The 12,625-nt window shown below is 59.6% G+C and carries 13 protein-coding genes; 5 read left to right on the top strand and 8 right to left on the bottom strand.

The window, feature by feature from the left end; all coding sequences use genetic code 11:
- Positions 1-50: 50 nt before the first annotated feature.
- The 4 genes from DW171_RS04065 to DW171_RS04050 form a co-directional block, all read right to left on the bottom strand.
- On the bottom strand, positions 51-788 hold the full coding sequence (locus DW171_RS04065; RefSeq protein ID WP_118270492.1) for a cyclopropane-fatty-acyl-phospholipid synthase family protein: 738 nt from the start codon (positions 786-788) through the stop codon (positions 51-53).
- A gap of 295 nt (positions 789-1,083) precedes the next feature.
- Positions 1,084-1,782, bottom strand: coding sequence for an ABC-2 transporter permease (locus DW171_RS04060; RefSeq protein ID WP_118270491.1), 699 nt, complete (start codon positions 1,780-1,782; stop codon positions 1,084-1,086).
- Positions 1,779-2,660 (bottom strand): ABC transporter ATP-binding protein, encoded by an 882-nt coding sequence (locus tag DW171_RS04055; RefSeq protein WP_118270490.1) that lies wholly within the window; start codon positions 2,658-2,660, stop codon positions 1,779-1,781. The genes DW171_RS04060 and DW171_RS04055 overlap by 4 nt, the downstream gene beginning before the upstream one ends.
- A gap of 23 nt (positions 2,661-2,683) precedes the next feature.
- The gene (locus tag DW171_RS04050; RefSeq protein WP_117743314.1) at positions 2,684-3,064 is read right to left on the bottom strand and encodes a GntR family transcriptional regulator; all 381 of its coding nucleotides are present in this window, start codon (positions 3,062-3,064) and stop codon (positions 2,684-2,686) included.
- A 215-nt stretch (positions 3,065-3,279) separates the two neighbouring features.
- Here DW171_RS04050 and DW171_RS04045 point away from each other — a divergent pair, with 215 nt between their 5' ends.
- From DW171_RS04045 to DW171_RS04035, 3 genes are all read left to right on the top strand, one after another.
- Entirely contained in the window at positions 3,280-4,893 is a 1,614-nt protein-coding gene (locus DW171_RS04045; protein ID WP_055286676.1) for a peptide chain release factor 3, read from the top strand.
- A 156-nt stretch (positions 4,894-5,049) separates the two neighbouring features.
- Positions 5,050-5,772 carry a VUT family protein gene (locus DW171_RS04040; protein WP_233524951.1) on the top strand — a complete coding sequence of 241 codons (723 nt, stop codon included), beginning with the start codon at positions 5,050-5,052 and terminating at the stop codon, positions 5,770-5,772.
- A 9-nt stretch (positions 5,773-5,781) separates the two neighbouring features.
- Positions 5,782-6,462, top strand: a complete 681-nt coding sequence (locus tag DW171_RS04035) for an SDR family NAD(P)-dependent oxidoreductase (protein ID WP_118270489.1) — start codon at positions 5,782-5,784, stop codon at positions 6,460-6,462.
- 50 nt (positions 6,463-6,512) lie between these two features.
- On the opposite strand, the gene DW171_RS04030 is transcribed toward DW171_RS04035, so the two are convergent.
- Both DW171_RS04030 and DW171_RS04025 read right to left on the bottom strand, forming a co-directional pair.
- Positions 6,513-7,238 carry a uracil-DNA glycosylase gene (locus tag DW171_RS04030; RefSeq protein WP_118270488.1) on the bottom strand — a complete coding sequence of 242 codons (726 nt, stop codon included), beginning with the start codon at positions 7,236-7,238 and terminating at the stop codon, positions 6,513-6,515.
- 88 nt (positions 7,239-7,326) lie between these two features.
- Positions 7,327-8,229, bottom strand: coding sequence for a DMT family transporter (locus DW171_RS04025; protein ID WP_118270487.1), 903 nt, complete (start codon positions 8,227-8,229; stop codon positions 7,327-7,329).
- A gap of 158 nt (positions 8,230-8,387) precedes the next feature.
- Here DW171_RS04025 and DW171_RS04020 point away from each other — a divergent pair, with 158 nt between their 5' ends.
- Positions 8,388-9,254, top strand: a complete 867-nt coding sequence (locus DW171_RS04020; protein WP_117766861.1) for a LysR family transcriptional regulator — start codon at positions 8,388-8,390, stop codon at positions 9,252-9,254.
- A 27-nt stretch (positions 9,255-9,281) separates the two neighbouring features.
- Here DW171_RS04020 and DW171_RS04015 read toward each other — a convergent pair whose 3' ends face one another.
- A complete protein-coding gene (locus tag DW171_RS04015; RefSeq protein ID WP_118270486.1) occupies positions 9,282-10,664 on the bottom strand; it encodes an MATE family efflux transporter in 1,383 nt (460 codons plus the stop codon).
- A 191-nt stretch (positions 10,665-10,855) separates the two neighbouring features.
- Here DW171_RS04015 and DW171_RS04010 point away from each other — a divergent pair, with 191 nt between their 5' ends.
- Positions 10,856-11,671 (top strand): putative RNA methyltransferase, encoded by an 816-nt coding sequence (locus DW171_RS04010; RefSeq protein WP_118270485.1) that lies wholly within the window; start codon positions 10,856-10,858, stop codon positions 11,669-11,671.
- 126 nt (positions 11,672-11,797) lie between these two features.
- Here DW171_RS04010 and DW171_RS04005 read toward each other — a convergent pair whose 3' ends face one another.
- Positions 11,798-12,199, bottom strand: coding sequence for a hypothetical protein (locus tag DW171_RS04005; protein ID WP_118270484.1), 402 nt, complete (start codon positions 12,197-12,199; stop codon positions 11,798-11,800).
- Positions 12,200-12,625: the final 426 nt, after the last annotated feature.

Raw genomic sequence — 12,625 nt, 5'->3', positions numbered from 1 at the left:
TTTAAAGAAGCCGCGCGAGGCCGTTTGTTTACGGCTCGCGCGGCTATTGTTTAGAACTTTCTCAGCACGATGGCGATGGTGTTGAGGTATTCGAGCGCGCCGGCTTCAACGGCAGCGCGGTCGCCTGCTGCGTACTCGTTGTCGCAGGCGAACCAGTCTTCCCACGCTTCGTCCGTGCAGAGCATAGGCTGCATCGAGACAATCTCGACGCCGGGGGTCGGCTCGATCATGGCGCGCCACCAGGCTATGTCGTGCATATAGTCGAGCTGCTCGGGTGTCCAGGATTTGAGCAGGCAGGCGGGCAGGTTGTCGTGGCAGTCGCGAAACATGCCGGGGATGCTTACGTAGAGCATCCCGCCTTGCTTTACGTAGGGGAGTAGGCGCTCGTCCAGATAGTGCGGGTCCCGACCGTAGTAGTTGTACGAGTCGATGCTCACGACCGCATCAAAAAAGCCGTGCTCAAACGGCAGCCCCTGCGAGGCGTCTGCCTTAACAGGGTGAATAGTGTTGCAGGGAATGCCGAGCGAATCGAAGAACGCACGGTTTTCGACGGGGTCGCTCCACAGATCGACAGCGTACGTGTCAAACCCGTATTCGCGGGCAAGCAGGGCGCTGGTGATACCGGTGCCCGATCCAAGGTCGCAGACGCGGACGCCGCAGGGGATATGCACATCGTGAAGCAGCTCTTCGCAGAGCTTGAGGGGATTGGGGCCCATAATCTTAGAGCGCACGAGTGCCGCGTCGAAGCTGGTTGCTTTTGGGAAGGATTGAGATTCCTGGGTTTGCATTGTTCTTTCCTATCAGGTGCAAATGTGGCAGATGACGGAGGCGGAACGGCGCAACAAACCACGGCCATTGGACAGCCGTTTTCATGGTTCTATGCGATTGACCGTTCCCTAAAGAACAATGACCAAAAAGACATCCCCTTGGATGATCGAAATTGGGCCGAGGCCCGTGACGCTTTGATTATAGAACGTTGCGCACGGGCCGGGGACATGCCGTTTGTCACGGAATTGCGGGCGACCGATTGCCGGGCGGCCGATTCCGACCGATTGCGGTCTGCGCGGGTCGAGATTCACTTGCCTACAGGTCGCGTGCTCGATAGACTCTGGTGCTGACGATGCAGCTAAGTGCGCATAGCACGAGGGCCAGTACGGCGATTCCTGCGCACAGGCAGCCGAGGACGGCAGGATCGGGATTCGCCCCAGCAATCGACATGAGCCAGTTGCTGATGGGGTTGGAGGAGCTCAGCGTGGCCATGGCAAGGCATCCGAGCAGGGCAAACAGGCCGACGGAAAGGCGCAGCGCCTCCATGTGTCCAAAGCGAAAGAACAGCGGCTGTGCCAAAAACACCATCATGAGGGAGATGAGCATCGATGCGGCGGAGGCTATTGTGGTCTCAAAGACGGTCTGTCCCGTCGAGGGAATACCCGCGCTGTTGAAGAGCGGGATGGAGACGATGCTCAAAAGCGCGGCGGCGCACGCCATGACGGCCGAGAAGACAATGATGCTCAGGTAGCGTGCACAGATGATGTCTTTGCGCGAGATGGGCAGCGTTGCCCGATAGCGCTCCCATCCGTTTTGATTGTCGTAGCCGGCCAGCGAGTTCATGACCACGATGGGCGACATGGCGCTGACCGCGCAGGCGCCGGCACTCATGCCAGAGTCACCGTCCGATGCGTTGGCGAGGGTCAGTACGACGAAGATGAACAGGCCGACGCCCGCGATGCTCGGGACAAGCGTGCGGACGATGGCGAGCTCAGACATAAAGGCGCGTTTCATTTCGAAGCCCCTTTCAGCGTGAGGCGAAGATAGTCATCAATGGTTGCCCGGTCGCAGGGAATCTCGGGGAAGGCCTCGAGCACATCGCGACGGTTGGGCACGAGCACGTCCACGCTATGGGCGTGGCGGGCGGCACGGGCGCCTTCGACGCAAGCCGTAAGCTCGGCGGCCTGTGCTTGGGTACAGTGGGCGATGCCGGCGCGGTCGGTAATGTCCTCGCGCGGCAGGTCAAATACAATCGAGCCGTTATCGATGCAGATGACGCGGTCGGCGGTACGATCGAGGTCGGACGTAATGTGGCTCGAGAGCAGTACGCTGCGCTGGCCGTCGGAAACAAAGGCGAGCAGCTCATCGAGTAGTTCCTCGCGCGCCATGGGATCGAGGCCCGCGGTGGCTTCGTCCAAAACGAGCAGCTTGGCATTGTGGCTGAGCGCACAGGCGAGCTGCAGCTTCATGCCCATGCCGCGGGAGAGGTCTTTGACCTTGGCTTTGGGATCAAGGCCAAATCGGTCGATAAATCTGGCGAACGTTTCGCTACTCCACGTGGGGTACGCCGGGCCTACGAGCCTCTCGATCTGGCCTACCTTGAGCGTGGAGGGGAAGGGGCACGTGTCCAGGACAAGGCCTACGCGGGAGCGCAGGTGGCGCTGTGCCTCGCCGGGCGCATTGGCATCGCAGCGCTGGCCAAGCAGCTGCACCTCGCCGGCATCGAGCTTTATGAGCCCGAGCGCGGCGCGAATGGTCGTTGTCTTGCCGGCGCCGTTTGCGCCCACAAAGCCGACAATCTGGCCGGGCTCCACGGTGAGTGTGACATCGCGTAGCGAAAAGCGGTCGCTTACGCGGCGTGAAACGCCTTTGAGTTCTAGCAAGTTTTGCATGGTATAGCCTTTCTTGCAGATGGCTACTGCATGGTTTCGGGGGCTACAAGGTCGAGCATCTCGTGCAATTTGTCGCGCGTGACGCCCAGGGTTTCGGCCTGCGTAGCGGCCTGCGCAAGCAACTCTTCGATATGGCAGAGCTGGTTTTCGCGCAAGAGCTCCTGGTTTCCCTCGGCGACAAAGCAGCCCTTGCCCTGCACGGTGCAGATAAAGCCGAGCTGTTCCAGGTCGGCATAGGCACGCTTGGTGGTAATGACGCTCACACCGAGGTCGCTCGCGAGTGCACGGATGCTGGGGAGTTTGGCTCCCGCAGCGAGTGCGCCCGAAAGGATCTGAGCTTTGACCTGCGAGGAGATCTGCTCGTAGATGGGCTTGTCGCTCGAATTGGATAGGATGATGTCCACAGCGGCTCCTTAGCTGTTGGGCTACACGTGTATATAACCGGTAAGCACAGTATATATACACTATGTACAGTTACGCAAGAGACAAATTCGGATTGGGCCGGCTACCCAGGCCCCAACTGATGAATTTGTCCTGATAGGCGCCCTAGAGCGGGATTTCGCGGCTACAATAGTGCGGTTACATCGACGTAATGCACTCAATGCAAGAAAGGATCCGCATGGCAAGCCTGTCGGATGAAATCTCGTCGCGCCGCACATTCGCGATCATCAGCCACCCGGACGCCGGTAAGACCACGCTTACCGAGAAGCTGCTGCTCTATACCGGCAGCATCCAGACTGCCGGTTCGGTCAAGGGCAAGAGCTCGGCCAAGCACGCCGTCTCGGACTGGATGGACATCGAGAAGGAGCGCGGCATTTCCGTTACCTCCTCGGTGCTGCAGTTCACCTATAATGGCGCCTGCGTCAACATCCTCGATACCCCCGGCCACCAGGACTTCTCGGAGGATACCTACCGTACCCTTATGGCCGCCGACGCCGCAGTCATGGTCATCGACGGCGCCAAGGGCGTCGAGGCCCAGACCAAAAAGCTCTTTAAGGTCTGTACGCTGCGTCACATTCCCATCTTCACCTTTGTGAATAAGCTCGACCACGAGGCTCGCGATCCGTTTGAGCTCATGGAAGAGATCGAGAACGTCCTGGGTATCAATACGTATCCCATGAACTGGCCGATCGGCAGCGGCCGCAACTTCCGCGGCGTGTTCGACCGTCAGACCCGTCGCGTCATTGCCTTTGAGGGCGACGGCCACGCCAACGCCACCAAGAAGGTCGCCGAGGTCGAGGCCGAGCTGGGCGATCCTTCCATGGACGAGCTTATTGGCGAAGAGAACCATAAGAACCTGATGGACGACATCGAGCTGCTCGATGGCGCCGGCGACGAGCTCGACTTGGATGCCGTGGCCTGCGGCAAGCTGAGCCCGGCGTTCTTTGGCTCGGCGCTCACCAACTTTGGCGTGGAGCCCTTCCTCAAGGAGTTCCTGCGTCTGGCCCCGACGCCGCGCGCCTATACCGATACGCTCACCAGCGAACCGGTCGATCCCTGCCGCGATGACTTTAGCGGCTTTGTGTTTAAGATCCAGGCCAATATGGACAAGAACCACCGCGACCGCATCGCCTTTGTGCGCATTTGCTCGGGCAAGTTCGAGCGTGGCATGGACGCCTTCCACGTGCAGGGCAACCGCAAGCTCAAGCTTGCCACGGGCACGTCGATGATGGCCGATGACCGCGCCATCGTGGACGAGGCGTACGCGGGCGATATCGTGGGCCTGTTCGACCCGGGTATCTTTAGCATCGGCGACACCGTGTGCTCCGGCAAGCGCCACGTGCAGTATCCGCAGATCCCGACGTTTGCCCCCGAGATGTTCGCCCGCATTACGCAGGTCGACACGCTCAAGCGCAAGCAGTTTGTGAAGGGCATGGAGGAGCTTGCCCAGGAGGGTGCCATCCAGATCTTCCGCGAGCTGGGTGCCGGCATGGAGAGCGTCATCGTGGGCGTGGTCGGTGTGCTGCAGTTTGAGGTACTCGAGCGCCGCCTCAAGGCCGAGTATCGTGTTGAGGTCCGTCGCCAGCCGCTGCCCTATACGGACATCCGCTGGATTCAGAACGACCCCGATACCATTGATATCCCGGGCCTTTCGCTCACGCGTGACACGCTGCGCGTCGAGGACATGCGCGGCGGTAAGCTGCTGCTGTTCACGAGCCCGTGGAACGTGGATTGGGCAACCGATCACAACCCCGATCTTATCCTGTCGGAGTTTGGCAACGTAGCCTTTTAATGCATCGGCGCGGTGGCCCTGTGGGGCTGCCGCGCCGTTTGCTTGCCTGATGCCGTGTGAGCGGCTATTATACCCATCGTCGTCTCAAGCCCGTGACGTCCGAGCAGTTCGGGTCCGATATCCTGCTCGTTAAACCTAAAACCAAAGGAGTACATAATGATCAAGAAGGTCATGGAGGACTACAAGGTCCTGTTGCGGAGCATTCCCGCGGCAACGGTTTCGCTGTTTTTCGTGAGTGTCATCATGATGAACCTGCTGGCCAACAAAGAGCTTATCAGCCTGCCGTATCTGGCACTCGATTGCGGCTTTGTGGTGAGCTGGGTTTCGTTTTTGTGCCAGGACATGATCTGCAAGCGCTTTGGCGCCAAGGCATCCATCAAAATCTCTGTCCTCGCGCTGCTGGTCAACCTGGCCGTGAGCCTGTGCTTTTGGGCGTGCTCGCTCACGCCCGGCATGTGGGGCGCTTACTACGACACGGGCATGATCGAGGTCAACACTGCCCTTAACGCCACCATTGGCGGCACCTGGTACGTGGTGCTGGGCTCTTCGCTGGCAATGCTCGTTTCTGCCGTGGTTAATTCCACGCTCAACCAGTCGCTCGGCCGTATGCTCAAAAAGAATAACTTTGCGAGCTTTGCCTTCCGCTCCTATGTGTCCACGGGTGTTGGCCAGTTTATCGACAACTTGGTCTTTGCCATTGTGGTGAGCCACACGTTCTTTGGTTGGACCTGGGTGCAGGTCCTTATGTGCTCGCTGACCGGCGCTGTTGCCGAGCTGCTGTGCGAGGTCTTTCTGAGCCCCGTGGGCTATAAGGTCGTGCGCGGCTGGGAGCGCGAGAATGTGGGCTCCGAGTACCTCGAGCGCCACGCAACCGCCTAAGGAGCAAGTATGCGGGTTTTGATCACGGGCGCTTCGGGCGGTATCGGAGCCGCGTGCGTGCAGCGCTTTTTGGACGAGGGCCACGAGGTCGTGGGCTTTGACCTGCTGCCGACGGCGGTCGAGCACGAGCGCTACCGCCATCTGATCGTTGATGTCCGCGAACCGGACTCGTTTCCAGACGACCTTGAACCCCAGGTAATCGTAAACGTTGCCGGTACGCAGGATTCGGCCGACGACATTGCCGCCAACCTGTGTGGCACCATCAACGTGACCGAACGCTACGCCTTTGTGGGGGAGGGGCTTGCCGTCAAGCCGACAGCGGCTATCAAATCCGTGGTCAATGTGGGGTCGGCGAGCGGACATACGGGATCGGAGTTTCCCGCCTATGCCGCCAGCAAGGGCGGCGTTATCGCCTACACCAAAAACCTTGCAAACCGCCTAGCACCGCAGGCCATCGCCAACAGTGTGGACCCGGGCGGCGTTATCACGCCGCTCAACCGTTGCGTGATGGAAGACGAGCACCTGTGGAACCAGATTATGGAGCTCACGCCGCTTAAACGCTGGGCCACCGCCCAAGAGATCGCCGAGTGGATCTACTTTGTGGGCGTGACCAACCGGTTTATGACCGGGCAGAGCCTGCTGATCGATGGCGGCGAGGCCGGCCGCACCCAGTTTATCTGGCCCGAGTAGAAAACGCGCCCGATGGAAATCCGTCGGGCGCGTTTTTGATGTATTGATTTTTAGCCGAGGCAAGTCCAGTTGACGGGGGTCGAGCCGTGCTGTTCGAGTAGCCGATTGGCTGCCGAGAAGGGGCGCGACCCTATAAAGGCGGGGAGTTCTGCCGTGGCGCGGTTGGCCGAAAGCGGCGAGGGGTGCGTGGAGGCCAGGCAGAACTTGCCGGTCGCCTTGCCCGCGCCGGTCGCGGCGAGCTTGCCCTCAACCATTTGCTGGGCAAAGCGGCCCCATGCCAAAAAGACGACCGGCTGGGGCAGCTGACAGCAGCGTTCGATAATATAGTCGGTGAGCGTGCTCCAGCCTAGCTTGGCGTGCGAATTGGCGGCATGCTCGCGCACGGTGAGCGTGGTGTTAAGGAGCAGGACGCCCTGTTGTGCCCATGGGGTTAGGTCTCCCGTGGCAGGAAAGGGGCAGTCCAGATCGGCTTTGAGTTCCTTATAGATGTTGCGCAGGCTCGGCGGCAACTTGGTTTGCGTCGCGGGGACCGAGAACGATAACCCCATGGCCTGGTTGGGTCCGTGATAGGGATCTTGACCCAAAATGACAACCTTGACCTGGTCGGCCGGCGTGTAGGCGAGGGCATTAAGGATGTCGTCTTGTGCCGGGTAGATGGTCTGCTCGGCACGCAAAAGGGCGATGCGCTCGAGCAGCTGGTTCGTCGTGTCACGTACCGGCTGCGGCGCATCGCCCAACCAGGTTGCTATGTTGCGGTCGCGAGTTGCGGTGTCCATGGGGCTCCTTTGTGGCAGATACTCTGTTGGTATCTATTGTAAAGGCGCACCGGTTGCCTTTATGCCGCGGCTGTATGAAGAGTGGGGTCTACGAGACGCGCTCGGGCGTTCCTGCCATACGAGCCTGTTCATGCGCGCGTAGGCGCGGAAGCTCGACGGTTGCCACCATGACGCCGGTGAGGATGAGGGCGGCGCCAAAGAAGGCGATGGGGCTCAGGACCTCGCCGACCAGGAAGAACGAGAAGACAGCGGAGCAGACCGGCTCGAGCGAGAAGGCGAAGCCGGTGGTCTCGGCGGGCACGTGGGGCTGCACGAGCGTTTGGGTGATAAAGCCATAGGCAGAGCAGATGAGTGCGAGTGCGACGACGACGACGATCTCGTTGGGCGTGCTGGGAAGCGTGAAGCCGACAAAGGTGCACGCGGCGATGCCCGAGAACAGGCCGCCAAAGCCCAGCTGCCAAACACCCAGGGCCAGTGGGTCGACTTCTTCGACAAAGCGCTTGGCTACGATAATGTGGCCGGCATAGATAAAGGCCGAGAGCAGCATGATGATCGCGCCGGGATTCAGGCTGGTAAAGTCGGCGCCCGAGAGCAGCAGCATACCGCAGGTGACGATGGCAGTTCCGATGAGCACCTTGCGCTCGGGGGCGCGACGCAGCAGAGCTGCGTTGGCAAACGGCACGATTACGACCGTCAGGCTCTGCAAAAAGCCGGCGGTTGAGGCGGAGGTGAGGCTGGAGCCCAGGCACATGCAGGTGAGCTCGGTTGCCATGATGGCGCCGATGATGGCGGAGCGAATCATCACGTCACGGTTGATACGCAGCGCGTGCTTGTGGAAGAGCAGCAGGCAGGCCACAAAGGCGATGATGCAGCGCAGCGCAACGATGCTCGTGGCGTTCATGCTGTCCATGCCGATCTTCATGAGGGGGTACGAAAAGCCCCATGCGACGGGAACGGAAAACGAGAGCGCGATTGCTTTTTTGCGATCCATGGGACTCCTTTTGTTACAGAACGGTTTCGCAAAAAGGATTCTGCTCCCAGATTTAGATGTAGTAAAGCGAATGTATCTTCAGTATGATTAAGTAATACTAATGTAGGCGGGAAAAGCGCTGGCAAAACGTTTTACGGCTACGTCGATGTGGAGGTACGATGGCATCGCGGTATCAGATTGTTTGTATGGTGGTCGATCGCGGCAGTCTTAAGGGTGCAGCCGATGAGCTGGGCTATACGCAAAGCGCGGTGAGCCAGGCCGTCAAAGCGCTCGAGCGCGAGCTGGGTACCACGCTTATCGAGCGCGGCAAGCAGGGCGTTTCGCTTACGCGCGACGGCAAGCAGTACCTGCCGTATCTGCGCCAGATTGTAACTGCCGAGGCCGAGCTTGAGGGCAAGCGCCAGGAATTGCTGGGACTCTCCTCGACTGATATTCGTATCGCAACGTTTACCAACGTGAGCCGCACCGTGTTGCCGCGCGTGATCCGCGACTTTGGTGCCCTGCATCCGGGTGTACGCTTTACGCTCAAACAGGGCGATTACACGCGCAATGCCCAGTGGGTGCACGATGGCGTGGTTGATTTTTGCTTTACGGCACGCGGATTTACCGCGGGGCTCGAGAAGCGCGTGGTCTATCACGATGAGTTGGTAGCACTGTTGCCGGCCGCGCATCCGCTGACGGCAAAGGAAAAGGTGACGCTCGCCGACCTGGCGTCCGAGCCGTTTGTGCTGCTGGATGAGGGCGAACAGAGCCTGGTGCTCGATGCATTCGCGGCGCATGGGCTGTCGCCGCACGTGACGAGCGAGGTGACCGACGACTACACCATCATGGCGATGGTGGAGGAGGGCCTAGGCGTGAGTATGCTGTATCGCCGTACCGTCGAGGGCATGAGGGCCGATATTCGCGTGCGTCCCATCGTGCACGCTCCCTCGCGTGACGTAGTGGCAGCCTGGCGCAGCTGGGACACCATGCCTATCGCCACGAGGCACTTTATCGACTATATGAGCTCACATATTGTCAATTAATGACTGGCATGGCGTTGAGTGCGGTGTTTAGCGGGCTGTCGCTTTGGCTTGGGCGGCGCGATAGGTGCGTGCCGGGTGGCAGAGTAGTACCGCCACGACCATAAAGAACGCCGTGGTGCCCAGGCTGATGGGGTAGACCATCATGATGTTCGCAAAGGTGCGGAAGTGCGGGAACACGCAGAATACCCAATAGAAGCGAATACCGCAGACGCAGATCATGGTGATGAGGGCGGGCATGAGCGAGATGCCAAAGCCGCGCAGGTAGCCGGACATGTTTTCGTAGAACATGCTAAAGGCGTAGGCAGGGAAGATCGAGCACACGCGGATATAGCCGATCGAGACGATGTTGGGGTCGCTGTTGAACAGCGCCAGGATTTCGCGTCCCAAGCCTACGATGATGACGATGGTGGTGAGCGCGACGATACCGCCTTCGACCAGGCAGACCTTGAGCGTCTTGGTGCAGCGGTCGATTTGGCGGGCACCGTGGTTTTGTCCCACAAAGGTGGTGCAGGCCTGGCTAAAGCTGTTGAGCAGGTTGTAGCACACGTACTCCAGGCTCATGGCAGCGCTCGATGCCGCCATGACCTCGGTGCCCAAGCTGTTGATGGCGGACTGGATGATGATGTTGGCGACGGCAAAGACAGCGCTTTGGATGCCGGCGGGCAGGCCGATCTTGACGATGCGCTTGAGGGCGACGGGGTCTAAGCCTAAGTCGCGTGGGGTGACGCGGACGACGGAGTCGGTCTTGAGCAGGCGGATAAAGAGCGTAGCGGCGCTGACGGTGTAGGCGATGGCGGTGGCGATGGCGACGCCCGCGACGCCCCAGTGGAGTACGGGGACAAAGATGAGGTCCAGGCCAGTGTTGAGGACGGTGGACACGGCAAGTGCCTGCAGAGGCATGCGGGTGATGCCGACGGAGCGGAAGATCGCGGCCTCAAAGTTGTAGAGCAAGATCGAGGGCATGCTGAGCAAAAAGACGCGCAGGTAGAGCGAAGCGAGCGGCATGGTCTCGGCAGGCACGTTGAGCGCAGCGAGCATGGGCTCGGCAAAGATCTCGCCCAGTGCGATGACGACAAAGCCCACGAGCGCCATTAAAATCGAGGTATGGACGGCGCGTTTGACCATGTTCTGATCGTTGCGGCCGATAGCGTTGGCGATGACCACGTTGGAGCCAAGCGACATGCCAATAAAAAGGTTGAGCATAAGACTGGTAAGCGGAACATTGGAGCCGACCGCCGCCATGGCGAGGGTTCCCTGGTCGCCCGAGAAGTTACCGATGATGACCGTGGCGATGAGGTTCGATAGCTGCTCCAAGATGCTCGTGGCGGCCACGGGGAAGGCGAACAGGGGAATATTGCGCCACAGTGAGCCGGTGGTCATGTCAATGTGCTTGGACGCGGTATCAGTCATACGCTCTCAATCTCTAATATGCTTTTCTGTGCTTATTTGCGCAGACGATGATACTCCTAATGCAACCAGTCGGCACTTGGGGACGTTCCTTTTCTGCCGGCAGTTGGGGACACTCCTTGTCTCTTCTATGACTAGGTGGGGAAGGCGTGCGACAATGGTGGGCGTTGTGTTGTTCGCGCTAAGGAGTTGCCATGTTGTTGTGTCCCGTTTGCCATAAGCCATTGGTGGACGACGAGCGCGGTGCTGCATGCGCGGGCGGACACCGGTTTGACCGTGCGCGCGAGGGCTATCTATATTTGCTGCGCTCGTCCAAGAGCGGCGACTCCATGGGCGATCCCAAGTCGCAGGCGCGCAGTCGTCGCGACTTTCTGAACCGCGGTTACTATGCGCCGTTGCGCGATGCGATGGTCGAGCTGGTGCGCGAGCAGGTGTCTGAGCGTGCGGCGTCTACGGGCGGCGCCATGACCTTGCTCGATATTTGCTGTGGCGAGGGCTACTACACCAGCGCCATGGGTGCGGTGCTGGGCGTGGATGCTTATGGGTTCGACCTGGGTAAAGAGATGGTGCGCCTTGCCGCCAAGCGCGGCGATGCGACCTACTTCGTGGCCAACATGAAGGATATCCCCGTGGCCGATGGTGCCTTCGATATGGTGACCGAGCTCTTTGCCCCCTTTAACGAGCGCGAGTTTGCCCGCGTGCTGGCACCCGAGGGCTCTCTCTACACCGTGGTGCCGGGTGCTCGGCATCTGTTTGGGCTCAAGGAGGTGCTCTACGACACGCCGTATCTCAACGACGAAAAGCTGCCGCAGACCACCGAGCTCGAGTTAATCGGAACGCAGCGGGTGACAGCTTCTATCACCCTCCAGACGCAGGCCGATATCGAGGCAGTGTTCCAGATGACGCCGTACTACTACCGCACGCGCCCTGCCGACAAAGAGCGCCTGGCAAACCTGGAAACCCTTCAGACCGATATCGACTTCATCATCGCCGAGTACCGCCACAGCTAACCTACCAAAAAGGGACAGGTTTATTTTGGCAGGTTTTATCTGGGCAAACGTAAAGGGCCAACCGCGGAGATGTGCGATCGGCCCTTGTTGGTTGCTTGGATGTAGGGGGCAGTGGAAGGCGGGAGTCTACAGGCGGTCCTTGTTCTCGGCCTTAATGTCGTGTGCCTGCTGAATAAAGAACAGGTCGTACACCACGATGACAAAGGCGCCAAAGTTGATGGCGTCGCCGCCAAACGCGGGAAGCGTGAGCACGGCCTGCGCAATCGTGGCGATTGCGGCGACGATGCCGAGCTTAAACGCACCATCCACCTGCGAAGGCTTGTTGGCGCCCTTGATGCCCGCAACACCTGCGGCAAGATCGACAAGACCCTTGATGACAAGTACGGCCGCGGCGAGCATGGCGTTCGATCCGTAGGTGGACTCGAACTTGCCGGTCGCGATGCCGGCGATTCCAATGACGAGACTGGCGATGCCCAGAACAAAATAAATCAGGGCAAGGATTTTGAGAGTCTTGCGAGTGAAGCTCATGGCTGGTCCTTTCGATACGAGTACGCCAACCTGGCGCGCCCTATGTGCTGCACATGTGGTGAAGCACATTGTAGTTCAACGCGGCGATGCATGCGCCTGAAAGCGTCTCTTGCCTGCACGGTTCAACCTTTCAAAAAGGAAAGCTGGACGTAAGTCAAATCGATGGCAGCGCATGCGCGGCGCTGCGATGATGAGGCCATGGTAAGAGCTGGACCGAAGGAGGAGCCATGATGTACGGAGTCAAGCAAGTGGATGAGCCGCGGTCGCTGGGAAGGCGCATGAGTGATTCTGTGATCGCTGCCGTGTGCACGGTATTGATGGCTGTGCTTTGCATTGGGATGCTGTGGACCATGTCGCATGTGGGACAATAACGGACGGTTGGGTGCCAACTGAGGTGGCGCTCACGTATTCGTTTTGTTTGCTAAG

Origin of the sequence: Collinsella sp. AM15-2, assembly GCF_003471985.1 — a bacterium.
Lineage (GTDB): Bacteria > Actinomycetota > Coriobacteriia > Coriobacteriales > Coriobacteriaceae > Collinsella.
This window is presented reverse-complemented; position numbering and strand designations above follow the sequence as displayed.